Raw genomic sequence first — 25,573 nt, 5'->3', positions numbered from 1 at the left:
GCGTCGGGCGCCGCCGTGTGCGGCGCCCGACGTCACTGTGCCCAGTCCCCGAGGTCGACGTCGTCCGGAACGATCGGGGCGAGCCACGCCTCCACGCGTTCCCGCCCGGCCTCGCGTTCACTGGCCTCGCCCTCCGCCAGCAGACGCGCGAACCCCTCCGCGCCCAGACTCTCCCTGAGCAGTCCGCGGACCCGGCGCCCCCTGGGCGAGGCGGTGTCGGGGACGCCGCGCAGCCGAGCCGCGTAGCCGAGCATGAACGCGGCCCACTCCGGGTCCGCTCCCGCCACCATGGACGCCATGGTGTCCAGGACGTCGGCACTGATCGGCCCCAACCCGAACCGGGACAGCCACCAGGCACGGCCCACCTCGCGCCAGGCCAGGCCCGTGTCGCCCTCGTCCCAGGCGAGGTCGGCCGCCTGCACCCGCCACGCGGGTTCGACGTAGGCCGGGGCGAACCCGCCCAGGGCGGCCACGGCCGGTTCGGTCTCCTCCAGGAGCCGCCGGGCCTCGACCGTGCGTCCGGCGGCGCACAGCCACTGGATGTGGGTGAGCCGGAGGGAGATCAGGTGCTCGTCCTCGGCCGAGCTCCCCAGCAGCCGTTTGAGGTCCCGCTCGGCCTCCTCCACCTCGCCGAGGTCGACCAGGACCTGGGTCCGCCGGGCCCGGAACATGGTCACGACGCCGTCCAGCCCGCCCTCGCGCGCCAGGGCGATCCCCTCGTCGAGCAGACGGCGGCAGCGTCCGAGGTCCGTGTAGCGGACCACGTCCACCAGGTGCACGATGGCGTTGCACTGCCCCCACACGTCCCCGACCTCGCGCATGGACTCCAGTGCGGTCGTGGCCCGGTCCACGGCCCGGTCGGCCTCGCCGTGGACCGCGTCCAGCAGCGAGAGCATCAGGTACGTCATCGCCCGGGCCCAGGGGTCCCGCTGTTCCCGGACGCTCTCCTCCAGCCGGGCGCGGGACCGGCCCCCGGGGTGGCGGTCGGCCATCGAGCGGTACACCAGGCACAGGATGAGCACGGGGTGGTCCTCGGCCCGGAGCCCGGCCCCCGTCAGCACCTCGTCCACCCGGTCGAGGCGTTCCATCACGGCGGCCCGCCCCAGGTCCATGTCTCCCGAACGGTGGAAGAGGCAGCTCGCGTAGGCCACCTCGTGCCCCTCGGGAGGTGTGTCGCCCACCAGCTCCAGGACCTGACGGGACCACCGCTCGGTCTGCTGCCAGTGTTCGTCCAGGGCCCAGTACCACTGGGAGTGCTCCACCAGCTCCAGGGCGAGGGCGGCGTCGCGCCGCTCCACCGCCCAGTGGAAGGCGGCCGCGCAGTTGTCCGCCTCCGCCGAGAGCCGGGCCAGCCAGGCCCGCTGGCCCGGTCCGCGCAGCTCGGGGTCGCCCCGGCGCCACAGGTCGCGCGCGTGGCGGGCCTGCGTGTCCCGGACGCGCTCCTCCTCGCCGCTGGCGGTCAGGCGCTCGGCCGCGTAGGCACGGACCGTCTCCAGCTGCCGGTAGCGGGCGGGGGCGTCCTCGCCTTCGGGGTCCGCCACCACGAGCGACTTGTCGACGAGGGCGAACAGGACCGTCCAGACGTCGTCACCGGCCACGGTCCCGTCCGGCCCGTCCGGATCGGAGCCGACCGCCTCGACCGCCTCCAGGGTGGCACCGCCCGGGAGGACGGCCAGGCGGCGGAGCAGGCGGCGTTCGGGTTCGTCGAGCAGTTCCCAGCTCCAGTCGACCACCGCGCGCAGGGTGCGGTGGCGGGGCAGCGCCGAGCGGCTGCCGTTGGTGAGCAGGCGGAACCGGTCGCAGAGGCGCTCCGCGAGCTGAGCGGGCGACATCGCGCGCAGACGGGCGGCGGCCAGTTCGAGCGCGAGCGGCATACCGTCCAGTTCACGGATGATCCGCACGACGTGGCCGACGTTGTCGGTGTTCACGGTGAAGCCGGGGAGGACCGCCCGCGCGCGTTCGGAGAACAGGGTCACGGCGGGGTAGGTTCCGGCCTCCTCCGCTCCGGCGCCCTCGGGCGGCGGCTCCAGGGAGGGCACCGGCAACAGGACCTCTCCCCCGACTCCCAGGGGTTCGCGGGAGGTGACGAGCACGCGCAGGTCCGGGCAGCGCGACAGCAGGGTCTCGACCAGCCGGGCGGCGTCGGCCACCACGTGCTCGCAGTTGTCCAGCACGACCAGCGCGGAACGCTCACTCAGGAAGGAGACGATCCGTTCGAGCGGGGACTGCGGCAGGACGGCCGTACGCGCCTGGAAGACGGCCTGCCCGCGCAGGTCCAGGGCGGTGGCGAGCGCGTCGGGGAGGTCCGCGCCCTGGCGCACGGGGGCGAGACCGACGAACCACACCCCCTCGGACGCGAGCTCGGGTGCCCGTTCGACCAGGGTTGCGGCGGCTTCCACGGCCAGCCGGGTCTTGCCCGAACCGCCCGGGCCGGTGAGGGTGACCAGCCGGGCTGCGGAGAGGCGGTCCACGGCGGCGCACACCTCCGTCTCGCGGGGAACGAAGCTGGTCAGGGGCCGGGGCAGGCGGACCACGGCGGGTGGCCGGGGTTCCTTCGACACGGGACCGTCGGGGGCGAGCTCACCGCGCAGCAGCCGGAGGTGGACCCCCCGGAGGTGTTCGGAGGGGTCGAGCCCCAGCTCGTCCGCGAGCCGTGCCCTGAAGGCGTCGTAGGCGGCGAGGGCGTCGGCGGTCCGCCCGTTGCCCGCCAGCGCGCGCATGAGGAGTTCGACGGGGCGTTCGCGCTGCGGTTCCCGGGAGGCCAGCGCCTCCGCCTCGGGCAGGGTCTCCACGAAGCGGCCGAGGTCGAGCCGGGCGCTGAGGTGGTCCTCGCGGGCGGTTCGGCGGGCCTCGGACAGGCGCAGGGCCACGTCCTCGCCCACGCCGCGCGCGGTGAGGTCGGGCAGGGCCGGTCCGCGCCACAGGGCCAGGGCCGCCGACAGGGCGCGTTCGGCCTCCCTCGCCCGGCCGGCCAGGAGCCGTTCCCGCCCGCGCCCGGCCAGTTCCTCGAACTCGTACAGGTCCACCTGGCCGGAGGCGACCTCCAGTCGGTAGCCGGTGGCGTCGCCGTGGAGGCGGACGTCACCGCCCAGGGCGCGGCGCAGGCGCGAGGCCAGGGCCTGGAGCGCGTTGCCCGTGGCGGCGGGGGCGTCGTCCCCCCAGATCGCGTCGGTGAGCCGTTCGGTGGACACCTGTCGGCCGGGGCTGAGCAGGAGGAGTGTCAGGAGGGCGCGCAGACGGGCGCCGCCGATGGTGAGGGGCTCTCCGGAGGCGTCGTGTACCTGGAGGGACCCCAGAATGGAGAACCGCACCGAACCATCATCACCGATTTCGGGGACGTCCGGGCGTGACCGCCGCTCCGGAACGCCGGTGGCGGCACCGCCGCGACGCCGGTCCGCGAACGGCGCGGAATGCGGTGGTCGCGGCCGATCACAGTAGGGTTCGGACAGGGCCGTGTCGCGCCAACCGTCCAGGTGCCGGTGCGCACGGTTCCCCCGTGACCGGCCCGGGTCCCTCCCGCGCCTGGTCCGACGTACCGCGAGTCTCGCCTTATGGCCCGAAAGTCCAGCTGGAGCCCCATTGTTCCCGGTCTTGTCTTCCCTCCGGACCACCGCAGCGCACGGTGTGCCCCGAACGTCCCCCGGCACCCGTGCGGGCGCCGTGGCGGTGGGCGCCGCCCTGCTCGCGTCAACCGGTTGCGGGGTCCCCTCGGAGCTGCGTGGTGAGATGCCGACCGACATCAACGTGACCAGCCCGATGATGCAGGAGGGCCAGCCGCTTCCCGCCGCGTACTCGTGCGAGGCCGACGGCGAGCCGGTGTCGCCGCCGCTGAGCTGGTCGGGGCTGCCCGACGACGTGGGCTCGATCGCGCTGGTGGTGGACGACCCGAGCGCCGCCGTCGTGTTCTGGATGGTCTACGACCTGGACCCGCAGCTGGTCGAGCTGCGGCAGAACACCGTTCCGGGCGACGCGAGGCAGGGGCAGAACACCGCGGGGGACTCCGCCTACGGGGCCCCCTGCCCGAAGGAGGGGGACATGCACGAGTTCCGCTTCACCGTGTACGCGCTGGAGGGCAACCTGGACCTGCCCGAGGGCGCGTCGCTCGACCTGACCCTGGACGCCATCGCGGAACAGGCCGTGGCCCGGGGGACGCTGCTCACCAGCAGCGAGTGAAATAGGTCATAATAGGCAACTCCCTGCGCCCGGAAGCCGGACGGACCCGCCCGACCGACGACTCGGGGATCACCTGAGGAAGCACCCGTCGCCCTCTGCACACAGCGCGCGACAGCGCATACAGTGGGTCCGTGCCCCTCACCCCATTTCAGTTGACCGATACCCGTTCACCCGCCCCGCGGCACCCTGACCCGAGACCGCGTCGGATCACCGGCGGTCGCGCCCTGCCCACCACTCGGTCCCGGCACGCCGGGTCGACGCGGAACCGGGCCGCCGCCTTCCCACCTCGACCGGTACTCGTCAGGCCGGTCCCAGGCGCTCCCCGGGCGCGGCCGACCTCCCCAAGGTAGTGCGTACACCATGACCGTCACCGTCATCATCATCACCGCCGTCATCGTCGTGCTCGCCGTGCTCGTGCTCCTCCTCCTGGGGATGCGCGCGCTCAGCATCGGCTCGCGTGAGGACGACTACGACGACGAGTACGAGTACGACGACGTCGAGGACACCGACCGCGACGACCGGCGCGACCGGCGGGAGCGGGACGAGGCCCCCGAGGACGACGGGGCCGCCCCGAGGGGCCGGTCCCGCAGATCGCGCCAGGACTCCGGGGGCAGGGCGGAGCGGCGGCCCAAGGGTCGGCGCCAGCGCGGGGTGGACTGGGAGGACGACTCCGACGGGCTCTCCGACAACGACTTCTGGTCCAGTCTGAGCGACGAGGACGCGGCTCCGACCCGTTCCGGTGGGCACGGGGGCGCCACCGGACCCGGTGACGACGACGGTTACGCGGACGACTACGACGACTTCGACGACCACGGTGTGCCCGAGCGGCAGGACACCGTCATCCAGGCCCCGATCAGCGGCGCCAACGCCCTTCCGCCCGCCCCGGCGGAGCGCGGGCCCACCGGCCCCTCCGACCTCGCGATGCTGGCGAGCCTGGGGCAGAGCGACACGCCCCCCGAGCCCGCCCCCCGCCACCAGGAGCAGCGCCCGCCCGAGCAGACTCCGGCGCAGGGTCTGACCGCGCTGCCGCCGAGCCAGGGCCTGCCTCCCACGCAGGGGCTCCCCCCCGCCCGGGCCGCGGCCTCGCCTTCCACTCCGGACGACGACCCTCTGGGCGCGGGTTCCTGGACCCCGCGTCCCCCCTCGACCGGGGACCCCTTCGAGGGGCGTGAGCCGCTCCGGCCCGCCGAGCGGCGTGACCCGATCGCCCAGGACCCGCTGGGCGGGCCCCTCGGCGGCGGACCGCTGGGGGGAGGCGGCCCGGGCCCCGGTTCGCCGGGCGGTGGACCCCTGGACGGCGTGCCGCTGGCCGGTGGATCCCTGGACGGCGGTGCGCGTTCGTCCTACGACAGCGGGGCGATGCACCGCTCCGACTACCCGCCCCTGGGCGGCACCACGGGTTCCGGCGGTGTCGGCGGGACGACGCCGACCTCGTCCGATCCGTTGGACCCCGGGTTCCGGCCGAGCTCTTCCAGCGGTGACGACCTGAGCTCACCGATCTGGTCGAGCATGGACACCGGCGCCCACCAGCGCCCCGATCTCTCCTCGCTGGGCGGGTTCGGAGCGGGCCACGGGGGGCCGACCGGTGGTCACGCGGCCCCCGGACCGGGCGCCCAGCCCGCACCGGGCCAGCCGATGGGCGGCCCGACCGTGCCCGGACACCAGTTCCCCGGTTCCACCGATCCCCTCACCGGCGGGTACCCGGCGGGTTCGTTCACGTCCGGCGCGTCCTACGACAGCGGGACCTACGACAGCGGGTCCTTCTCGCGTTCCGAGTATGACACCGGCACCCACCGGCGCGGCCCCTACGACACCGGCGCCCACACCCGCGACTACCAGTCCGGAATGCCCGGCCAAGGCGCACTCGGCGGACCGGAGTACGACACCGGAACCCACCACCGCCCCGCCTACGACACCGACTCCTTCACCCGCTCCGAATACGACACCGGCACCCACCAGCGCAGCCCCTACGACACCGGCGCCCACACCCGCGACTACCAGTCCGGAATGCCCGGCCAAGGCGCACTCGGCGGACCGGAGTACGACACCGGAACCCACCACCGCCCCGCCTACGACACCGACTCCTTCACCCGCTCCGAATACGACACCGGCACCCACCAGCGCAGCCCCTACGACACCGGCGCCCACACCCGCGACTACCAGTCCGGAATGCCCGGCCAAGGCGCACTCGGCGGTCAGAGCGGTCCGGGGCCGAACGCGCCCGGCGGCGTCGGCGGCAACGCTCCGCTCTGGGGCGGACAGGACGACACGGGCGGCTTCGGCCAGCCGGGCCAGCCGACGATCCCGGGCGGCCAGCCGGGGCAGCCCTCCCCGTACGGGCAGGGCCCCGCCGTTCCTCCGGGGCCGGGCAGCCCGGCCAGTGGTCCCGGATACCCCGGCACCGGCTACGCGACCGGCGCCTACTCGGCCGAGCAGCTGCGCGGTGAGCTCCCGACCACCTTCCCGGGCCACACCCAGCAGAGCGACCCCTACGGCCAGCAGCCCCACTCCGGCGGGCAGGGCGGCTACGGCGGCCCTGGTGACTACGCCGACCCCCTCAGGAGCGGATACGCCCCGCAGCGGCCGGAGCCCGACTACGGGTACCCGCCGGTCGAGGGCTGGCAGCCGCCGTTCCCGGAGGGCGGCGACGGCCAGGGCGGGCCCGGACAGCAGCCGGGCCCCGGCCCCTTCGGGCAGCAGCCCTACGGTCGCCGCGCCCAGGGTGAGCACTACGAGGGCGGCTACGAGGGCGGTTACGAGGACGGCCGCTTCCGCTAGGCCACGACCTCCGGCGCCACCGCGCGCCACCATCACCACTTCACACCACCGAGGTGGCGGGGAACCCCCGCCACCTCGGTTTTCTTCTGTCCCGGTTTGTCCGCGCGGACATGTGAAGTCCGGAAAAAGGTCACCGGGAGCACAACAGCGCGTAACACAGAGTCACCCGAATTGACTACAGTTGGTTATTGACGATGCACCCTTCGCGGTCACATCGTCGTCACGCGTTCAGCCACGTGCCCCCCGTTGCGGACTCTGCCGTCCCCGTGCGCCTACGCATACGCCTTTGCCTGGTCCAACCCGAACGGAGTAACCATGCGCAACGACGCCCAGGGAGCACCACCCGGCCGCCCGGAGAACACCTCCGAACGGCCCGGGACCCACACGGATCGCAAGGGGGTCGCCGCCGACGTCGGCGCCTCCCTCGTGGTCTTCCTGGTCGCCGTCCCCCTGTCCCTGGGGATCGCCGTAGCCTCCGGCGCGCCCCTGATCGCCGGGATCATCGCCGCCGTCGTCGGCGGTATCGTCGCCGGTCTCGTCGGCGGATCGGTGGTACAGGTCAGCGGCCCGGCCGCCGGACTGACCATCATCGTCGCCGACCTGATCCTGACGTACGGCTGGCGGGTCACCTGCCTGATCACCCTGCTGGCCGGTCTGGTCCAACTCGCACTGGGGGCGTTCCGCATCGCGCGGGCCGCCCTCGCCGTCTCCCCCGCCGTCGTGCACGGCATGCTCGCGGGGGTCGGCGTCACCATCGCGCTGGCCCAGCTGCACGTGGTCCTGGGCGGGGCCCCGCAGAGCTCGGCCCTGGCCAACATCGCGGACCTGCCGCACCAGATCGCGAACAACCACACCGCCGCCGTCGCGGTCGGCGTCATCACCATCGCGATCATGTTCGGCTGGAACCGGCTCCCCGCCATCGGCAGGGTGCGGCCGGGGATGATCCCCGCCGCGCTGGTCGCGGTGGGCACCGCCACCGTCATCGCCACCCTGGGGCGCTGGGAGGTGGAGACCGTGGCCCTGCCCGGCTCCCTGGCCGACGCCTGGAACGGGCCCATGCTGCCCGAGGCCGGGCAGTGGCACGGGATCGCCCTGGCCGTGGCGGCCGTCGCCATGGTCGCCAGCGTGGAGTCGCTGCTGGCCGCCATCGCGGTGGACCGCCTGCACAGCGGCCGCAGGGTCCAGCTCAACCGCGAGCTCTGCGGTCAGGGCGCGGCCAACACCGTCAGCGGCGCCCTGGGCGGCCTGCCCATCGCCGGTGTCATCGTGCGCAGCACCGCCAACGTGCGCGCCGGGGCCCGCAGCCCGCTCTCCACGATCCTGCACGGCGTGTGGATCCTGCTGTTCGTCGCGTTCTTCGCGCACGTGGTCGAGCTGATCCCGATGGCGGCCCTGGCCGCGCTGCTCGTCTTCATCGGCGTGCAGATGGTGTCCCTGGCCCACCTGCGCGACCTGCGCAAGCACCACGAGGCCAGCGTCTACCTGGTGACCCTGCTCGGTGTGGTGTTCATCGGGCTGCTGGAGGGGGTGTTCATCGGCTTCGCGCTGGCGATGATCGTGTCGCTGCGCCGCCTGACCAAGCTCACCGTGGTCACCGAGGAGCGCGCCGGACGGGTGCACGTGACCGTGCACGGGTCACTCACCTTCCTGGGCGTGCCCCGGCTGGCGCACGTGCTGCGGACCATCCCCGAGGGGGCCAGCGTCGACCTCGACCTGCACGTGGACTTCATGGACCACGCCGCCTTCGAGGCGATCCACGCCTGGCGGGTGGACCACGAGCGCACCGGCGGCAGCGTCGATATCGACGAGGTCCACGAGAACTGGTACGCGCGCAGCTCCACGAGGTCGGCTCCGGCGGCCAAGACCATCCCCAAGGGCCGCTGGTGGGCACCGTGGGACATGCGCCGTGAGTCCGGCGCCGACCTCGCGGTGAACCCGCTGGGCATGCTCACCGCCGGGGCGCGCGAGTACCACGCCAGCACGGCGGACCAGATGCGCTCGGTGATGAGCCGCCTCTCGCACCACCACAACCCGACCACCCTGTTCATCACCTGCGCGGACTCACGGGTGGTGCCGAACCTGATCACCGCCAGCGGTCCGGGTGACCTGTTCACCCTGCGCAACGTGGGGAACCTGGTGCCGCCCCACGGGAACGCCGACGGTTCCGCCGGCGCCGCCGTCGAGTACGCGGTCAACGTCCTGCGGGTGCCCTCGATCGTGGTCTGCGGGCACTCCCACTGCGGAGCGATGCGGGCCCTGGCCGAGGGGGCGCACCAGGGGCCGGTCGAGGCGGAGAGCACCCACATCCGCCGGTGGCTGGCCAACGGCGAGGGGAGCCTGCGCCGGGCCGGGGCGGACCACGGTGAGCTGGCGGGGCTGCCCGCCTCGGAGGCTCTGCGGCGCCTGGCCCAGGCCAACGTGGTCGAGCAGCTCGGCAACCTGATGGGGTACCCGGTCGTGCGGGAGCGCGTGGAGTCGGGGGAACTCACGCTGTCCGGGATGTACTACGACCTGGAGACCGCCAAGGTGCACCTGCTGGACGCCGGGACCGGGGAGTTCTCGCCCGTTCGTGGCGTCCAGGACGTGCCCGAGCCCGTGCCGCACCCCCGCCCGGAGGTGGTTCAGCCGTCGGACGGGTCGTCGTCGGGCGCGTCGTCCCGTCCGTCCTGCTGAACACCTGAGGCCTGGTAGGTGGCGAGCAGGATGATCGCCACGATCGCCAGGATCGGCAGGGCGAAGAGCAGCACCCAGAAGGCGGTGGAGTCGAACAAGAGTCACCCATTCCCGTGAACGCGGATGCCCGTCGGGCCGTCGACCCCGGTCGGCCCACGGGCGTTCGCGCTCCGGAGCTCCCGGGGTACGGAACGCACGGGCCAATCTACCGTCCCACAAGGCGATCCGGCCATCACCGTGACGATTCAGGAATGTGTCCCCGAAGCAGTTCCGTCCGTCCGAAAGCACCCGGAACCCCCCTGTACGAATCGGAGCGGGCACCCTACTCTCCAGGGGACCGAAGGAAACCATCCATACGAACCCCCTCCTTCGGCATATTCCTTCACAGGAGACAAGATGTGCGAGTCCTGCACGGCGCCCGTCTCTGACCCCCGCGCCTGTGAACCCTCCGCCCCCTGGTCACGCCGCATGCTGTTCGGCACCGGGCTGGGAGCCGCCGTGGCCCTGACCGGCCTGGGCGGCACCGCGCACGCGGCGTCCGCGATGAACGCCTCCTGGTGCAACCCGGCCCTGGGCTACTTCCCCTCCGGCGGGCACTTCGGTGCGCCCCGGGGCGGCAGCACCCACGCCGGTCAGGACGTCACCAACAGCACGGGCACCGCCGTGTACGCCGCGGCCGCCGGAACCGTGGTCGGCCGCTCCTGGGGAGGCGGCCTCCCCGGCCGGACCGGCGAGGCCGTCGTCATCTCCCATGGCGGCAACGTGTACACCTACTACGGACACCTGAGCGCCTACCGGGTCGCCCTCAACGCCCGGGTCAGCGCGGGCCAGCGCATCGCCGACATGGGCGCCACCGGCAACGTGACCGGCCCCCACCTGCACTTCGAGACCCACACGGGGCGCCTTGGAGGGATCACCAACCCGGTGCCCTTCCTGCGCTCCCGGGGTGTGGACCTGGGCGGTGGCTGGCCGAGCATCGACCCCGAGGCCAACGGGGTGACGGTCTCCGTCATCCAGCACCTGATGACCCAGCGCGGCACGTCCCTCGTGACCGACGGCTACTACGGCCCCACGTCGGTCAACGCGGTGAAGGCGTTCCAACGGTCCAAGGGGCTGGTCGCGGACGGCCAGGTCGGCCCGAAGACCTGGCCCCACCTGGTGTACGAGCTCAAGCAGGGGGTCCGCGACGGCTCCCACGTGCGCGGGCTCCAGACCGCGATGAACAGGCGCAGCGCGGGCCTGGCGGTGGACGGCAACTTCGGGCCGGTCGTGAACACGGCCGTCCGCGAGTTCCAGCGCGTCAATCGGCTGGTCGTCGACGGCGAGGCCGGCCCCCTCACCTGGCGGGCCCTGGTGGGCTGAGTGCACCGCTCGGCCCCGCCCCCGGACCCGGGGCCGAGCACCACGGCCGCAGAGGCCGAGAAGAGGAAGGAGAGGGAGTCGGCCGGTAAGCCGGATTCTGTCGGTCCTGGGACCGGACGGTCATCCATCTGGGGCCGCCGTTGCCGACGACCTCGGTGCGGTCTACCCGCGGACTCGGGCGGGCCGCCCTCGAACATCCGCGCGGGAACCCGGAGGTTCCCTTTTTGACCTTGCTCCGGGTGGGGTTTACCTAGCCAGCCGGATCGCTCCGGCCGCTGGTGGTCTCTTACACCACCGTTTCACCCTTACCACCGCGAGCGGTGGCGGTCTGTTTTCTGTGGCACTGTCCCGCGGGTCACCCCGGGTCGGCGTTACCGACCACCCTGCCCTGTGGAGTCCGGACTTTCCTCGAACCCGCGCCGGGCGCGGGTCCGCGACCGTCTGGCCGACTCCCCCTCTGACCCCAGTCTAGCCGCCTCGGAAGGGTCCGGATCCCCTACCGGTCCAGGTGTGCGGTGTCGTTGAGGGAACGCACCACCTGGGGTCCGTCCGCGTAGCAGTCCACCTCGGTCAGGCACGCGGTGTCCAGGTGCATCCGGTACAGCGCGGCGATCGGCGCGAGCATCGCCTGCTGGACGGTGACCTTGATCGGGGTGACGTGGGTGACCACCAGGACCCTGCGGCCCCGGCGGCGTTCCAGCAGGGCGTCCCGGGCCGCGCCCACACGGCGGGCCACCTCGGTGAAGCTCTCCCCGCCGGGCGGGCCCGTCTCCGGGTCCGCCAGCCACCGGGCCACCCCCTCGGGGTCGCGCTGGTGCGCCTCGGCGAAGGTCAGCCCCTCCCAGGCACCGAAGTCGGTCTCCACGAACCCCTCGTCGGTCTCCACCGGGAGTCCGAGGAGCTCCGCCGCGTACCCGGCGGTCTGCCGGGCACGCGACAGCGGGGAGGAGACCACCGCGTCGATCCCCCACCCGGACAGGCGCCGCGCGGCCGCCCCGGCCTGGGCGTGCCCCTCCTCCGTCAGGGGGACGTCCCCGCGTCCGGCGAAACGGCGCTCGACGGAGAGCGGCGTCTGCCCGTGCCGGAGCAGCACCAGACGGGTCGGCTCGGTGTCCGGCGCGCCCCAGCTCATTCGGCGGCGGGGGCGTTGAGCCCCGACTCCTCGGTGCGCACCAGGATGCGGCGGCAGTCCTCACAGCGGACGACCTCGTCGGCTGCGGTCGCGCGGATCTCGTTGAGTTCCACGGTGCTCAGCGCCAGCTTGCAGCCGTTGCAGCGGCCGTACCGCAGCGGGGCGGCGGCCACACCGTCGTACTGGGAGCGCAGCTTGTCGTAGAGCGCCAGCAGGTCGGCGGGGATGTCCGCGCTGACCCGCTGGCGGTCCTGGGTGACGCGGGTGCGGTCCCACTGGATCTCGGCGGCGGCGGTGTCCCGGCGGGCGGTGACCTCCGTGAACTTGGCCACGGCCTCCTCGCGCTCCGCGGTCAGGCGCGTGACGTCGGTGTTGACGGACTCGGCCTCCTCCATGACCTCCAGGACGACCTCCTCCAGCTCGGCCTGGCGGCGGCCCAGCGAGGCGATCTCCGACTGGAGGTTCTGGAGCTCCTTGGCGTTGGTGATCCGCCCCGACTCCAGACGCTGGGTGTCCCGCTCGGCTCGGGAACGCACCTGGTCGACGTCGCTCTCGGCCTTGCGCTGGTGGCGTTCGATGTCGGAGGCACGGGTCTGGGCCGTGATGAGCTCGGCGTCGATCGCGTCGACGCGCTCCTTGAGCCGGGCCGCCTCGGCGATCTCGGTCAGGCTCCGGAGACGGTGGTCCAGGCGCTGGAGCGCGGTGTCGAGCTCCTGGAGGTCGAGCAGTCTGGCCTGAGCGGCGGGTTCGGCTTTCACTTGGGGTCTCCTGGGAATCGCGGTTGGGAGGCCGGGGAGGCCGCCCGCGCCCTGTGCAGTTGTGGTCGTCGAGGGGGTGTCACGCGTGTGGGAAGGTCCGTGACCAGGCATCCGTCACGGTGGTCGACACGCGGGTCTCCACGTTAGCCCCATTCGGGCCACCCGTGCGCCGGAGCGCGTCGGCCAGGTGGGCGGCGCCGTCGGCCAGCCACGGCCACTCGCTGGCGAAGTGCGCGGTGTCGACGAGCGCGGGGCCGCCCGGTTCCTCGACGAACTCCGAGGCCGGGTGGTGGCGCAGGTCGGAGGTGACGTAGGCGTCGACCCCGGCTGCGCGGGCGGCGCCGAGCAGGGAGTCCCCCGCCCCTCCCGAGACGGCGACGGTGGTGACGAGACGGTCCAGGTCACCGGCCACCCGGACGCCTCCGGCGGTGGCGGGCAGCCCCTGGGCGACCCGGGTCGCGAAGTCGCGCAGGACCATCGGCTCGTCCAGCTCCCCGACACGGCCGATGCCGCGCCGTCCCTCGGGGTCGGTGGCGTCGGGGTCCAGCGGTCGCAGCGCACCGGTGAGGCCCACGGCGCGGGCCAGGGCGTCGGAGACACCGGGCGCGGCCGTGTCGGCGTTGGTGTGCGCGGTGTACAGGGCCACCCCGGAGCGGATCAGCCGGTGCACGATCCGGCCCTTGGGGGTGTTCGCGGCGACGCTGGTGACGCCGCGCAGCATCAGCGGGTGGTGCGTGATGACCAGGTCCGCGCCCCAGGTCACGGCCTCGTCGACCACCGCGTCCACGGGGTCGACCGCGAACAGGACGCGCTCCACCGGCTGCGCGGGGTCCCCGCAGACCAGGCCGACCGCGTCCCAGGAGGCGGCCCACTGGGGTGGGTAGACCTCCTCGAAGGCGGCGGTGACGTCGGACAGGGTGACGGGCTGCGCGGTCGAGGTGCTCACGGCCACGAGACTAACGCCCCGCCCGACCGGGGCGCGCAAACGCGCGTCCGGCCTCAGGGCAGCCGTGCGGCCATGGTGCGCAGCCGTGCCGTGACCTCGGGTGGCGCGTCGGTCTCGGAGTCCGCCCCCAGGGACAGGACCGTGGCCGTGTACTGGCAGACGAGGTCCAGGGACTCCGCGCTGATCCGGACCCGGCAGCGGCCGGGGCCGAGCGGTTCGACCCCTCCGGGCAGCGGCCCGTACAGGCGGCGCCGCAGTTCCTCCGCGTCCAGGCCCACCGTGAGGGTGACGGTGTACCGGTAGGAGCCCCGGGCGAACGACCGTGTGAGGAAGGTCGCGGGGTCGGGCGCGGGCAGGTCACGCGGCTCGAACCGCCGGTGGGTGGGGCGGGGTCCGCTCAGCCGGTCCACCCGGAAGGTGCGCCACGCGTCGCGGTCGGTGTCGTGCGCGACCAGGTACCAGTGCCCGCCGTGCAGGACCAGGTGGTGCGGTTCGACCCGCCGTTCGGTGGCGGTGCCGGACCGGTCCCGGTAGGTGAAGTCGGTGACCGCGCGTTCGCGCCGGCAGGAGGCCAGCGCCCCGAGCACGGCCGGGTCCACCGACGGGGTGTCGGGGTCGGGCACGGCCGAGGCGGATCCGGACACCGCCGCGAGCCGGGGCCGCAGGCGCCGGGGCAGGACCCGTTCGAGTTTGGCCAGGGCCCGCAGGGCGCTGTCCTGGACCCCGGTCGCGGTGGTCAGGGCCAGGGCGACCGCCACCGCCTCCTCGTCGTCCAGCAACAGGGGCGGCAGGTCGCGGCCCGAGACCAGCCGGTAGCCCCCGGCGGCCCCGGGGGTGCCCTCCACCTGGTAATCGAGGTCGCGCAGGCGCTCCACGTCGCGGCGCAGGGTGCGGGCGCTGACCCCGAGTCGGTCCGTGAGCTCGGCGCCGCTCCACTCGCGGCGGACCTGGAGCAGCGACAGCAGGCGCAACAGGCGTTGGGGCAGGGTCGCACGCGCCGAACCCTCCGGTCGATCGTTCATGGTGGCCATACTGCCGGTCATCGCGGCCACGATGTGACCGCATCGGTTCCTACGGTGACGTCATGAGCGACACGAGAACGCACCCCACAGGCCAGGAATCAGAGCGAACCCAGCTGCTGGAGGCGCTGGGCGCACGGGTGGGCGGGACGGTGCACGCCCCCGGCAGCCCCGGGCACGAACGGGGGAGATCGGGCATCCAGCAGGTGGACCGCCACGCGCCCGACGCGGTCGTGACGGCCGCGCACACCGAGGACGTCCGCGCGGCGGTGGAGGTCGCCGCCGAACGGGGGCTCACCGTGGCCGCCCAGCGCACCGGGCACGGACACGGCTCCGGCATGCGCGGCGGTGTCCTGGTGGACACCCGGAACCTGGACGGGGTACGGGTCGATCCCGAGCGCCGCCGGGCCGTCATCGGTGCCGGTGCCACCTGGCAGGACGTGATCGACGCGGCCGCCCCGCACGGGCTGGCCCCGCTCTCGGGCAGCCTGCCGGGGGTGGGCGCGGTCTCCTACACGCTCGGGGGCGGGCTGGGGCTGCTGGGCCGCCGCCACGGCTACGCCGCCGACCACGTCCGTTCCCTCGACCTCGTCACCGCCGACGCCCGACCACTGCGTGTGGACGCCCTCAGCGACCCGGACCTGTTCTGGGCGTTGCGCGGCGGAGGAAGTTCGTTCGGCCTGGTCACGGGGATGGAGTTCGACCTCTTCCCGGTCGCGCGCCTGTACGGCGGCAGCCTGTACCTGGACGCGACCGACGCACCGGGGGTCCTGGACACCTGGCGCCGCTGGGCGGAGGACTCCCCCGAGGAACTGACCTCCGGGGTGACCGTGCTGGTCCACCCCGACTTCGAGGGGGTGCCCGCCCCCATGCGCGGCCGACTCGTCGCGCAGGTCTCCCTCGCCTGGTCCGGGCCCGTGGAGAAGGGTCCGGCGCTGGCGGAGCCGTTGCGCTCGGCCGCGCCGGTCCTGCTGGACACCCTGCGCGAGCTCCCCTACGCGGAGTCCGGGAGCGTGTTCGCCGACCACGACGGCCCCGCCGGGTTCCGCGGTGAGGGGCTCATGGTGGGCGCCCTGGAACCGGAGGCCCTGGACGGGCTCCTGCGGCTGGCCGTCGCCGAACGCCCGTACATGAGCGTGTTCGGCCTCCGTCACCTGGGCGGGGCCCTGGCCCGGCCGCCCGAGGTCCCCAACGCGGTCGGCCACCGCGACGCCGCCCACCTGGTGAGCGTGCTGACCCTCACCGGCTCCGGCGCGGACGACCCCGGCGCCGACCTGCGCGCGGAGGCGGCCGGGCTCTTCTCCGGGCACACGTCGGGGCGCTCGTCCAACCTGAGCTTCGGGGCGGTCACCGAGGCCGAGGTCCGCGCGATGTACACCCCCGGCGACCTGCCTCGGCTGGCCCGGACCAGGGACCGCGTCGACCCCCTTCGGCGTGTCCACTCCCACCGTCCGATCCCCTCCTTGCGCGCCTCGACGGACAACGTCTAGCGTGCGGTGCAACCGAGGGAAGCGGGTACGGGCGATGCGGGACACCACGGTCGAACTCCACGGGCGCACCGTCGCCCACACCGACCTGGGGGACCCGGCGGGCACCCCGGTCCTGTACTCGCACGGCGCCCCGATGAGCCGACGGAACCTGGGTGACCAGCACGAGGAGTTCGCCGCCGCCGGGCTGCGGGTGGTCACCGCCGACCGCCCCGGCTACGGCGGTTCCGCCCCCGCCCCCGGCCGGACGCTCACGGACTGGGCCGACGACATGGCCGCGCTCGCGGACTCCCTCGGTATCGACCGGTTCCTGGTCGCGGCGCACTCCTCCGGCGGGCCCTACGGGGTGGCCGTCGCCGCCCTGCTGCCCGAACGCGTGCTCGGCGCCGTGGTCCTGGGCGGAGTCACCGACTTCTCATGGGAACCGAGCTGGGAGGGGTACTCCGAGGACGAGCGGGCCATGATGCGCCTGCCGGACGAACGGGCCGCCCTGGAGTGGGGCGAGCGCCACCTGGGTGACTCGCCCACCGAGTGGCCCGCCCCCGACCGGGAGCTGTTCGCGACCCGGCACGTCCCGCACCTGGCCGCGGCGGCCAAGGAGGCGTTCGCCCAGGGGGTGGGCGGATACACCCAGGACTCCTGGGTGCAGGGACGCCCCTGGGCCTTCGACCCGGGGGCCGTCCGCGCCCCCTTCCTGGTGGTGCACGGCGACCGGGACACCGTCGTACCGATCGCCCACTCCCGGCACACCGCCGACCTGGTCCCCGGGGCCGAACTGCGCGTGCTGCCCGGCCACGGACACGTCACCGTGCTCTGGGAGCTCCCCGCCCTGCTCACCGAGGTGCGCGACCGGACCTGACCGGCCGGGCCGACACGGCGACGCCGCGCCGGGTGGGGCGTCGCACACCCCGCCCACCGGCCGGTCGGCCCTAGAGTTGGTTGGCGATGAACGACACTGAGCAGAAGCGGCCCCAGTCCCCGATCGGGGCACACGTGCCCGTGGCGGGCGGCATGGCGACCAAGGGCCTGGCGTACGCCCGGCAGATCGGCGCGGAGACCGTCCAGGTCTTCGTCTCCAACCCGCGAGGCTGGGCGACCAACGCGGGAGACCCCGCACAGGACGCGATGATGCGCGAGCGCACGGACCTGCCGCTGTTCGTGCACTCCCCGTACCTGATCAACCCGGGCACGCCCAACGAGGAGACCGGCGAGAAGTCGATGGTCTCCCTGGAGCACGCCCTGCGCCGGGGCGCGGAGATCAACGCCCTCGGGGTGGTGATGCACACCGGTTCGGCCGTGTCCGGCGGGCGCGAGGCGGGACTGGAGCGGGTCCGTTCCCGGGTGCTCCCGCTCATGGAGCGGCTCGGGGACGACGTCCCGCCGATGCTGCTGGAACCGATGGCCGGTCAGGGCCAGGTCCTGTGCGCCACCGTCGACGACCTCGTCACCTACCTGGAGGCCCTGGACTGGCACCCGAACGTGGGCGTGTGCCTGGACACCGCGCACCTGTTCGCGGCCGGTCACGACATCTCGACGGTCGAGGGCATGCGCGAGACCATGGACCGTTTCGGTGAGGTGGTCGGGGCCGACCGCCTCAAGCTGATCCACGGCAACGACTCCAAGGTGCCCTGCGGCAGCAACAGGGACCGGCACGAGAACATCGGTCTGGGCCACATCGGCGCCGAGCCGTTCGCGGAGCTCTTCCGCCACCCGGTGACCGCCGGTGTCCCCATCACCCTGGAGACGCCGGGCCCGGAGGGTCCGCACGCCGAGGACGTGGCCACCCTCAAGAGGCTCCGCGCCGAGGCCTGATCCGTCGGCCCCGCCCGCGTGGCCGGGCGGGGCCGGGGCGGCGGTCAGTCCCGTTCCGGCGCGGCCTCCTGCTCACCCACGGCACGGTCGCACAGGTCGGCTGTCTCGAACATGGTGCGCACGTTGAACAGCACGACGACGCCGACGACCGCCCCGCCCACCAGGTAGGGCAGCCCCAGGTCCAACCGGCCCAGCACGCCGCCGAGGAGCGCCCCCACGGGGGTGGCGCCCCAGCCGACCGCGCGGTGCACGTTGCCCGCCCTGGCCCGGATACGGTCGGGCACCACGCTCTGGAAGAACACCGAACCGGCGATGTTGGACACGCTCATGCACAGGCCCATCCCGACCAGGAGCAGGCCCGCCACGGCGGGGTGTGTGGTCAGCCCCATCCCCAACAGGACCGCGGACGCGCCGAGGTAGCCCCCGAGGAACGCGCTGCGCCGTCCCAGACGGCGCAGCGTCCAACCGACCGCGAAGGTGCCCAGCACTCCCCCGACCGCCAGTCCCGCGACGAGGAAACCGTACAGGGACGCGGGCAGCTCCAGTCGTTGCCCGGCGTACAGGACCAGCACGGCCAGGCCCGTGTTCAGCCCGATCATGGTCCCGGCGTTGCACACCGCCAGGCGGCGCAGCAGCCGGTCACCGAAGACGTAGCGCAGGCCCTCGGCCAGATCGCGCAACGGGCCCTGGGAGGGGTCCTCCCGGGGCTCCACCGGCGGGTGCTCCTCCGGGCGCCGACGCAGGATCAGGACGACCGTGCCGACCAGCACCGCGCAGAGGGCGTAGGAAAGCGCCGCACCGGCCACGGGGATCACCGCGGCGACGGCGAAGAGCACCGCGGCCACCGGGGCCGCGCCGAAGTCCTGGGCGACCAGTCGGCCGCCCTCCACCCGGCTGTTGGCCCGGTCCAGCTGCCCTCTGGGGACGAGCCGGACGAGGCCGAGCCTGCTCGCCGGGTCGCTGACGGTCTCACAGCACATCACCACGAACATCGCCGCGTACAGGACCCACACGGTGGCGTGGCCGGTGACCAGGGCGACGGCGAGCAGGGCCACGGTGGCGGCGGCGACGGTGTTGGACACCACGAGCGCCCGCATGCGGTCCACCCGGTCCAACAGCACCCCGCTGAAGGGGGCGACGAGCAGCCAAGGCAGGAAGCGGGCCACGGTGAGCCCCGCCACCAGGAGCGGGTCCCCGGTGAGGGTGGCGGCGACGAGTGGGAGGGCGACCGCCAGGAGCCCGTCCCCGAGGTTGGTGGACACTCCGGCCGCCCAGAAGCGGTGGAAGGTACCGCCCAACCGTTCCCGGTCCGGGGCCCCGGGGGACCTCGGGGTCGACGGGGTGGTGGTCATCGGTTCTCCTTCTCGGTCACGGGCCGTGCGGCGGCCTCGATCAGGGCAAGGTCCGCGCGGCGGGCGGTCTCGGAGATCACCCGCCGAGCGAGGATGACGGTGACCGTCATGATCACGGCGCCCACCAGGAAGGGCAGCGCGAGGTCGAGGCGGCCGAGGAGTCCGCCCGCCAGGGCGCCGATCGGCGTGACGCCCCAGCCGATCATCCGGCTGACGCCCGCGACGCGGCCGCGCACGGCGTCGGGGACCACGGTCTGGTAGTACGGGCTCGCGGCGATGTTGGACACGACCATGCAGAAGCCGGACACCGTGAGCAGGACGAAGGCCACGTGGGGGTCGCCGGTGAGGGCCACGCCCAGATACGCGGCGGCGATCCCCAGGTAGCCCCAGGTCACGACCGCGCTCCGCCCGCACCGGGTGATCACCCGGTCGGCGGTCAGGCTGGCGAGGACGCCGCCGACCGCGGCGGAGGTCATGAACACCCCGAAGAACGCGGCGGGGACACCGAGGCCGTCCTGCGCGTGGAGGACCAGCACGGCGCCGCCCATGTTCCCGCCGACCATCATCCCGGCGTTGCAGAGTGTGTTGCCGCGCAGGATCGGGTCACCGAGGACCTGCCGGAACCCCCCACCGGTGGCGCGCAGGAACCCCTCGGGCTCCGTGGGTGACCCCTCCCCCGGGACGGAGCGGCGCCACACCAGGGGGACGGTGCACAGCAGCACCGCGCACAGGGCGTAGGACCCGGCGATGCCCGCCAGCGGCGCGACCGCTCCGGCGGCGAAGAGGAACCCGGCGACCGGGCGGCCGAGGCAGTCCTGGGCGACCAGCCTCCCGCCCTCCACCCGGCTGTTGGCGCGGTCGAGGAGCCGGGCGGGGACCAGTTGGACCACCGCGATCCGGCTCGCCGGGTCGGTCACCGTCTCACAGCTGATCAGCGCGAACATCGCCGCGTACAGAGCCCAGACGGACAGGTTCCCGGTGACCGGGGTCAGGATCAGTCCGAGCACGACCAGCACGGCCACGGTGTTGGACACGAGCATGGCGCGTACGCGGTGTACCCGGTCGATGAGGACGCCCGACAGCGGCGCGAGCAGCAGCCAGGGGAGGAAGCGCACGGCGGTGAGCCCGGCGACGAGGAGCGGGTCCTGGGTGAGGGTGACGGCGATCAGCGGCAGCGCCACCATCAGCGTGCCGTCCGCCAGGTTGGTGAGGACCCCGGCGCCCCAGAAGCGGTGGAAGTCCGCGCTGAGGCGTTCGGATCGGGGTGAGGTCGGGGTGGGGGGTGCGGTGGTCATGCGGCTCCTGAAGGGGGGTGGTGTTCAGGCGGCACTGCGAGGGGGTCAGGTGGACGTGGTTCCGGAGCCGTCCTCCTCGCTCGCGTCCGCTGGCGCGAGGTGGGGGAACAGGTCGGTGTGCAGTTCCACCGACTCGGTGTCGGGGTGGCTCCGGGCGGTGCGTCCCTCGTACCGGCGGGTCCGGGAGCGGATGAACTCCTGGAGCTCACCGGCGAACTCCTCGGTCTCCTCCGGGGTCATCCGCGCGTGGGACAGGGAGTCCTGTGCGGCCGACTGCCAACGGCGGACCACCGGGTCGTCGGGGCTGGTCCTGACCAGGGCCCGCCACTGGTCGAGCCGTTCCCGGCGGCCGCCGTAGTAGCGGTCCAGGACGACCTCGGCGGCCGCCCGCGTGGCCGGGTCGCGCAGGTGGTCGATCCCGCTCATGTGCCAGCCGCCGGGGCGGACGCGCCACCACCGGTCCCGGCGGCCGGTGTGGCCGGGGTCGGCCTCGACGAACCCGTATCGGGAGAGTTGGCGCAGGTGGTAGCTGGTGGATCCGCTGCTCTCGCCCAGCCGTTCGGCCAGGATGGTCGCGGTCGCGGCGCCCTGGACGGTGAGTTCGTCCAGGATGCGTGCGCGCAGGGGGTGGGCCAGGCCGCGCAGGGCCTCGGCACCGACCTCCAGGGACGGCTGATCCGGTTCCGTCGCCTCCGTGGGCTCTTCCTCGTTCATACCCGAACCGTACTCCAAAGACTTCTTTGCAAAAATACTTTTGCAGAGTTTTCTTTGCGGAATTTCCGCGCCCGGGGCCGACCTACCGGGGCACCCCACCCCCCGAAAAGCACGCGCATGGGCGACAATGGGCGAAGGCCCGTGGCGGGACGGGTCCCGGGAACCGAGGAGGCTGTCACCTCATGGAACCGTTCTTCATGGTCATCGGCGCGGCGATCGCGGCCGCCGGCTACCTCGCGGGGCGGCGCACCGCCCGCCGAGACGCCCGGCGCGAACTCCAGCGGCACCACGGCACCCCGCAGATCCCGGACCGCGGCCAGCGCACCCCCCAGCCGGTCTGCGGCTGCGGCCACAACCTGGTCTTCCACGACCACGAGACCAAGCGCTGCCAGACCCAGGTGGTCATCCCCGGCCGCTGGACCGGCCAGGCCAACTCCACCTACCGGCAGTGCATGTGCCAGGGCTACCGGGGCCCGCTCCCCGTGGACGAGTACTACGCCCCCGACTACCTCGACGGCACCGGACCCTGACCCCGCCGCTGGCACGGAGCCTCCGTCCCACCGCCAGCCCCAGAAGACCCGAACCGCACCGAACCGCCCGATCCCGCCCGCACCGCCGCACTCCCCCGCGCGACCCCGGGTCAGGGCAGGGGTGTTCGTGCGGGAACCTGGGAGTGCGGACGGCGACGCGCCGGGATGACAACAGCCCCGCGCACCGCGAGAATGTCCGCGCACCGAACAGCCAGAGAGTGGACGTTTACTCGTGACGACCCCTGTGACACCCACGATCGACCAGCGCATCGCCGAGGAACTCGGCGTGGGCACGCACCAGGTCAGTGCCGCCGTCGACATGCTCGACGCCGGGTCGACCGTGCCCTTCATCGCCCGGTACCGCAAGGAGGCGACCGGAGCGCTGGACGACGCCCAGTTGCGCGCGCTGGAGGAGCGCCTGCGCTACCTGCGTGAGCTGGCCGAACGCCGGAGCGCGATCCTGGAGTCGATCCGTTCCCAGGGCAAGTTGGACGACGCGCTGGCGGCCCGGATCAACGAGGCCGACTCCAAGGCCCGTCTGGAGGACATCTACCTCCCCTACAAGCCCAAGCGCCGCACCAAGGCCCAGATCGCCCGCGAGGCCGGTCTCGAACCGCTCGCCGAGGGTCTGATCGGTGACCCGAACCAGGACCCGCAGGAGGTCGCCGCCGCCTACGTGGACTCCGACAAGGGCGTGGCCGACGTCAAGGCCGCCCTGGACGGGGCCCGTTCGATCCTGGTGGAGCGGTTCGCGGAGGACGCCGACCTCACCGGCACGCTGCGCGAACGCCTGTGGGAGAAGGGCCGCCTGGGTTCCGCGGTCCGCGAGGGCAAGGAGGAGGCCGGGGCCAAGTTCGCGGACTACTTCGACTTCTCCGAACCGCTCACCGCGCTCCCCTCCCACCGCGTCCTGGCGATGTACCGGGGCGAGAAGGAGGAGGTCCTCACGCTCAACCTGGAGCCGGAGGAGACCCCCGAGGCGGGCCCGGACGGCACCGTCCCCCGCAGCTCCTACGAGAACGCCATCGCCTCCCACTTCGAGATCGTGGACCGGGGCCGCCCCGCCGACCGCTGGCTCCAGGACACCGTGCGCTGGGCCTGGCGCACCCGGATCCTGGTCCGCCTCGACATCGACGTGCGCATGCGCCTGTGGCAGCGGGCCGAGGACGACGGCGTCAACGTGTTCGCCGCCAACCTGCGCGACCTGCTGCTGGCCGCGCCCGCCGGAAGCCGCTCCACCCTGGGCCTGGACCCGGGCCTGCGCACCGGCGTCAAGGTCGCCGTCACCGACCCCACCGGCAAGGTCGTGGCCACCGACACGGTCTTCCCGCACGCGCCGCGCCGCGACTGGGACGGCTCGATCGACCGCCTGGCCAAGCTGTGCTCCGCCCACGACGTGGAGCTGGTCGCGATCGGCAACGGCACCGCCTCACGGGAGACGGACAAGCTGGCGGGCGACCTGATCAAGCGCCACCCGGAGCTGAAGCTCACCAAGGTGATGGTGTCGGAGGCGGGCGCCTCGGTGTACTCGGCCTCCGCCTACGCCTCCGAGGAGCTGCCCGATCTGGACGTGTCCCTGCGCGGGGCCGCCTCGATCGCCCGACGACTCCAGGACCCCCTGGCCGAGCTGGTCAAGATCGACCCGAAGTCCATCGGTGTGGGCCAGTACCAGCACGACCTCGCGGAGGCGAAGCTCTCCCGCTCCCTGGACGCCGTGGTCGAGGACTGCGTGAACGGCGTGGGCGTGGACGTGAACACCGCCTCCGTCCCGCTGCTGACCCGGGTGTCGGGCGTGACCTCCACCCTGGCCCGCAACATCGTGTCGCACCGTGACGCCAACGGCCCGTTCCGGACCCGCGACGCCCTGCGTTCGGTGCCCCGGCTGGGCCCCAAGGCCTTCGAGCAGTGCGCGGGCTTCCTGCGTGTGCCGGGCGGCGACGACCCCCTGGACGCGTCGGCGGTGCACCCCGAGGCCTACCCGGTGGTGCGCCGCATCCTGGACCGGGCCGGCACCGACCTGCCGTCGCTGATCGGAGACAGGAAGGCGCTGTCGGGGGTCCGCCCCGAGGACTTCGTCGACGACACCTTCGGTCTGCCGACCGTCACCGACATCCTCAGTGAGCTGGAGAAGCCCGGCCGCGACCCGCGTCCCGCCTTCACCACCGCCACCTTCAAGGAGGGCGTGGAGAAGCTGGACGACCTGGAGCCGGGGATGCTCTTGGAGGGCGTGGTCACCAACGTGGCCGCCTTCGGCGCGTTCGTGGACGTGGGCGTGCACCAGGACGGTCTGGTCCACGTCTCCGCGCTCTCCAACAAGTTCGTGGAGGACCCGCGCGAGATCGTCAAGCCCGGCGACATCGTCAAGGTCAAGGTGCGCGAGGTCGACATCCCCCGCAAGCGCATCTCGCTGACCATGCGGCTGGACGACGAGGCCCCGGCCTCCGGTGGCCAGGGCGGCGGTCGCGGTGAGCGCGGCAACCGCGGTGGCAACGGCGGCGGCCAGCCCCGCGGTGGTGGCCGGGGCGGTGAGCAGCGGCGTGGCGGCGGCCGTCAGAACGGTGGCGGTCGCGGCGGTCGGGACGCCGCCCCGGCGCCCTCGGGCGCCATGGCCGAAGCGCTCCGCCGCGCGGGCCTGGGCAAGTAGCGGTCGCCCCCGCCCTGCGGGGATCAGTGGATCGTGGTGAGGGGTTCCCGCTGGTCGGGGACCCCTCCTCCGTGCTTCGGGCACCCGTTGCCGTCTCCCCGGTGCGCCGTCCGCGCCGCCGTGCGGTCGGCCGCTAGCGTGGCGCCGGGGGCGCCCTCCGCCGGGCGCCGATCCGACCGACGAACCCCCGGGGCCCATGGACGACACGACCGAGACGAGCACCGGCGCCGACGCGGATTCCGCACCACGGCGGAACGACACGCGCCTGTGGTCCACGGGGACGACGGCCGCCGGGGCCGCCTTCGTGTTCATCCTCCTGCGCCTCATGGCCGTCACCCACTACGACTGGGAGACCGCGTTCGGGCTGGCAGACGCCATCGACTTCGGTGACGCGGTCACCATCGTGGTCGGCACCTTCCTCGGCGCGGGAAGCATCACCCTGTGGCTCCTGGCCTTCTTCGTACCGCTGGCGGCCGCCGGGCACCTGCGCCACCTCCGCGAGGGCAACCACTCCACCGGATCCCTGCTGGTCGTGGTGGCCATGGCGGTCGTGTTCGCGGCGGCGGTGCTCTCCTTCTCGGCGTGGGCGGCCCTGCTGGCGGCCCTGGCCTGGTTCACGCTGCTGGCCGTCGTCGACCTGCGCGGCGGCCCCGTCCGCGACTTCTTCCACCGGCTCGTCGCCCGCGCCGGAATCCTCGCCCTGGCCGCGGTCCTCATCGGAGCGGCCGTCGTCGACGAGGTCTGGGTGCCCGAGGAACGCATCGAGCTCCAGGACGAGGTGGTGCACGCCTACGTCGTCCAGAACGGCAGCCAGTTCCTCACCGTGCTCACCGCCGACACCCGGGAGAAGCGGATCCTGCTCTCCGGTGAGGTCGTCTCCCGCACCGAGGCGGGCTGA

Annotated in this window: 19 protein-coding genes and 1 other RNA gene; 10 read left to right on the top strand and 10 right to left on the bottom strand. The window is 73.4% G+C overall.

The window, feature by feature from the left end; translation table 11 throughout:
* Positions 1–32: 32 nt before the first annotated feature.
* Positions 33–3,311, bottom strand: coding sequence for an AfsR/SARP family transcriptional regulator (locus AC0VYL_RS10545; protein WP_475483007.1), 3,279 nt, complete (start codon positions 3,309–3,311; stop codon positions 33–35).
* A gap of 268 nt (positions 3,312–3,579) precedes the next feature.
* Here AC0VYL_RS10545 and AC0VYL_RS10540 point away from each other — a divergent pair, with 268 nt between their 5' ends.
* The 3 genes from AC0VYL_RS10540 (at position 3,580) to AC0VYL_RS10530 (ending at position 9,624) form a co-directional block, all read left to right on the top strand.
* Positions 3,580–4,173: a YbhB/YbcL family Raf kinase inhibitor-like protein gene (locus AC0VYL_RS10540; protein WP_475483006.1), complete on the top strand. Its 594-nt coding sequence runs from the start codon at positions 3,580–3,582 to the stop codon at positions 4,171–4,173.
* Between the two features lie 360 nt (positions 4,174–4,533).
* The gene (locus tag AC0VYL_RS10535; RefSeq protein WP_475483005.1) at positions 4,534–6,951 is read left to right on the top strand and encodes a hypothetical protein; all 2,418 of its coding nucleotides are present in this window, start codon (positions 4,534–4,536) and stop codon (positions 6,949–6,951) included.
* A gap of 315 nt (positions 6,952–7,266) precedes the next feature.
* On the top strand, positions 7,267–9,624 hold the full coding sequence (locus tag AC0VYL_RS10530; RefSeq protein WP_475462372.1) for a SulP family inorganic anion transporter: 2,358 nt from the start codon (positions 7,267–7,269) through the stop codon (positions 9,622–9,624).
* On the opposite strand, the gene AC0VYL_RS10525 is transcribed toward AC0VYL_RS10530, so the two are convergent.
* Entirely contained in the window at positions 9,573–9,722 is a 150-nt protein-coding gene (locus AC0VYL_RS10525; RefSeq protein WP_378739439.1) for a hypothetical protein, read from the bottom strand. The genes AC0VYL_RS10530 and AC0VYL_RS10525 overlap by 52 nt on opposite strands.
* A 298-nt stretch (positions 9,723–10,020) precedes the next feature.
* Between AC0VYL_RS10525 and AC0VYL_RS10520 the strand changes: the two genes are divergently transcribed.
* Positions 10,021–10,986, top strand: coding sequence for a peptidoglycan-binding protein (locus AC0VYL_RS10520; protein ID WP_475483004.1), 966 nt, complete (start codon positions 10,021–10,023; stop codon positions 10,984–10,986).
* A 70-nt stretch (positions 10,987–11,056) separates the two neighbouring features.
* Here the strand turns inward: AC0VYL_RS10520 and rnpB are convergent.
* The 5 genes from rnpB to AC0VYL_RS10495 all read right to left on the bottom strand — a co-directional run bounded on the left by rnpB (position 11,057) and on the right by AC0VYL_RS10495 (position 14,844).
* Positions 11,057–11,439: RNase P RNA component class A (gene rnpB / locus AC0VYL_RS10515), an RNA gene on the bottom strand.
* A 43-nt stretch (positions 11,440–11,482) separates the two neighbouring features.
* Complete coding sequence (locus AC0VYL_RS10510) at positions 11,483–12,118, bottom strand: histidine phosphatase family protein (RefSeq protein ID WP_475483003.1); 636 nt, start codon at positions 12,116–12,118, stop codon at positions 11,483–11,485.
* Entirely contained in the window at positions 12,115–12,876 is a 762-nt protein-coding gene (locus AC0VYL_RS10505; RefSeq protein ID WP_475483002.1) for a zinc ribbon domain-containing protein, read from the bottom strand. Before AC0VYL_RS10505 ends, AC0VYL_RS10510 begins: the two co-directional genes overlap by 4 nt.
* A gap of 79 nt (positions 12,877–12,955) precedes the next feature.
* A complete protein-coding gene (locus tag AC0VYL_RS10500; protein WP_475483001.1) occupies positions 12,956–13,828 on the bottom strand; it encodes a Nif3-like dinuclear metal center hexameric protein in 873 nt (290 codons plus the stop codon).
* Between the two features lie 47 nt (positions 13,829–13,875).
* Positions 13,876–14,844 (bottom strand): helix-turn-helix transcriptional regulator, encoded by a 969-nt coding sequence (locus AC0VYL_RS10495; protein WP_475483000.1) that lies wholly within the window; start codon positions 14,842–14,844, stop codon positions 13,876–13,878.
* A gap of 62 nt (positions 14,845–14,906) precedes the next feature.
* On the opposite strand from AC0VYL_RS10495, the gene AC0VYL_RS10490 reads away from it, so the two are divergent.
* The 3 genes from AC0VYL_RS10490 to AC0VYL_RS10480 all read left to right on the top strand — a co-directional run bounded on the left by AC0VYL_RS10490 (position 14,907) and on the right by AC0VYL_RS10480 (position 18,140).
* The gene (locus AC0VYL_RS10490; protein WP_475482999.1) at positions 14,907–16,331 is read left to right on the top strand and encodes an FAD-binding oxidoreductase; all 1,425 of its coding nucleotides are present in this window, start codon (positions 14,907–14,909) and stop codon (positions 16,329–16,331) included.
* A 34-nt stretch (positions 16,332–16,365) separates the two neighbouring features.
* Positions 16,366–17,187 carry an alpha/beta fold hydrolase gene (locus AC0VYL_RS10485; RefSeq protein WP_475482998.1) on the top strand — a complete coding sequence of 274 codons (822 nt, stop codon included), beginning with the start codon at positions 16,366–16,368 and terminating at the stop codon, positions 17,185–17,187.
* A gap of 86 nt (positions 17,188–17,273) precedes the next feature.
* Positions 17,274–18,140 (top strand): deoxyribonuclease IV, encoded by an 867-nt coding sequence (locus AC0VYL_RS10480; protein WP_475462352.1) that lies wholly within the window; start codon positions 17,274–17,276, stop codon positions 18,138–18,140.
* Positions 18,141–18,184: 44 nt separating this feature from the next.
* Here the strand turns inward: AC0VYL_RS10480 and AC0VYL_RS10475 are convergent, their stop codons facing one another.
* The 3 genes from AC0VYL_RS10475 to AC0VYL_RS10465 are packed head-to-tail and all read right to left on the bottom strand — an operon-like array spanning position 18,185 to position 21,501.
* Positions 18,185–19,492 (bottom strand): MFS transporter, encoded by a 1,308-nt coding sequence (locus AC0VYL_RS10475; RefSeq protein WP_475482997.1) that lies wholly within the window; start codon positions 19,490–19,492, stop codon positions 18,185–18,187.
* On the bottom strand, positions 19,489–20,787 hold the full coding sequence (locus tag AC0VYL_RS10470; protein WP_475482996.1) for an MFS transporter: 1,299 nt from the start codon (positions 20,785–20,787) through the stop codon (positions 19,489–19,491). Before AC0VYL_RS10470 ends, AC0VYL_RS10475 begins: the two co-directional genes overlap by 4 nt.
* A gap of 45 nt (positions 20,788–20,832) precedes the next feature.
* The gene (locus tag AC0VYL_RS10465) at positions 20,833–21,501 is read right to left on the bottom strand and encodes an ArsR/SmtB family transcription factor (protein ID WP_475482995.1); all 669 of its coding nucleotides are present in this window, start codon (positions 21,499–21,501) and stop codon (positions 20,833–20,835) included.
* A gap of 182 nt (positions 21,502–21,683) precedes the next feature.
* On the opposite strand from AC0VYL_RS10465, the gene AC0VYL_RS10460 reads away from it, so the two are divergent.
* From AC0VYL_RS10460 to AC0VYL_RS10450, 3 genes are all read left to right on the top strand, one after another.
* A complete protein-coding gene (locus AC0VYL_RS10460; RefSeq protein WP_475462345.1) occupies positions 21,684–22,031 on the top strand; it encodes a hypothetical protein in 348 nt (115 codons plus the stop codon).
* Between the two features lie 232 nt (positions 22,032–22,263).
* Positions 22,264–24,675: a Tex family protein gene (locus AC0VYL_RS10455; protein WP_475482994.1), complete on the top strand. Its 2,412-nt coding sequence runs from the start codon at positions 22,264–22,266 to the stop codon at positions 24,673–24,675.
* 196 nt (positions 24,676–24,871) lie between these two features.
* On the top strand, positions 24,872–25,573 hold the full coding sequence (locus AC0VYL_RS10450; RefSeq protein WP_475482993.1) for a hypothetical protein: 702 nt from the start codon (positions 24,872–24,874) through the stop codon (positions 25,571–25,573).

Source organism: Nocardiopsis sp. iso_238, from assembly GCF_056173325.1.
Note: the sequence above shows the minus strand (reverse complement) of the source record. Positions and strands in the feature narration are given on the sequence as shown.

Bases quoted from the DNA above. Each gene is read 5' to 3' on its own strand.
- AC0VYL_RS10535 (WP_475483005.1), top strand. From the start codon at position 4,534: ATGACCGTCACCGTCATCATCATCACCGCCGTCATCGTCGTGCTCGCC.
- AC0VYL_RS10530 (WP_475462372.1), top strand. From the start codon at position 7,267: ATGCGCAACGACGCCCAGGGAGCACCACCCGGCCGCCCGGAGAACACC.
- AC0VYL_RS10520 (WP_475483004.1), top strand. From the start codon at position 10,021: ATGTGCGAGTCCTGCACGGCGCCCGTCTCTGACCCCCGCGCCTGTGAA.
- AC0VYL_RS10510 (WP_475483003.1), bottom strand. From the start codon at position 12,118: ATGAGCTGGGGCGCGCCGGACACCGAGCCGACCCGTCTGGTGCTGCTC.
- AC0VYL_RS10495 (WP_475483000.1), bottom strand. From the start codon at position 14,844: ATGAACGATCGACCGGAGGGTTCGGCGCGTGCGACCCTGCCCCAACGC.
- AC0VYL_RS10490 (WP_475482999.1), top strand. From the start codon at position 14,907: ATGAGCGACACGAGAACGCACCCCACAGGCCAGGAATCAGAGCGAACC.
- AC0VYL_RS10485 (WP_475482998.1), top strand. From the start codon at position 16,366: ATGCGGGACACCACGGTCGAACTCCACGGGCGCACCGTCGCCCACACC.
- AC0VYL_RS10480 (WP_475462352.1), top strand. From the start codon at position 17,274: ATGAACGACACTGAGCAGAAGCGGCCCCAGTCCCCGATCGGGGCACAC.
- AC0VYL_RS10475 (WP_475482997.1), bottom strand. From the start codon at position 19,492: ATGACCACCACCCCGTCGACCCCGAGGTCCCCCGGGGCCCCGGACCGG.
- AC0VYL_RS10470 (WP_475482996.1), bottom strand. From the start codon at position 20,787: ATGACCACCGCACCCCCCACCCCGACCTCACCCCGATCCGAACGCCTC.
- AC0VYL_RS10465 (WP_475482995.1), bottom strand. From the start codon at position 21,501: ATGAACGAGGAAGAGCCCACGGAGGCGACGGAACCGGATCAGCCGTCC.
- AC0VYL_RS10460 (WP_475462345.1), top strand. From the start codon at position 21,684: ATGGAACCGTTCTTCATGGTCATCGGCGCGGCGATCGCGGCCGCCGGC.
- AC0VYL_RS10450 (WP_475482993.1), top strand. From the start codon at position 24,872: ATGGACGACACGACCGAGACGAGCACCGGCGCCGACGCGGATTCCGCA.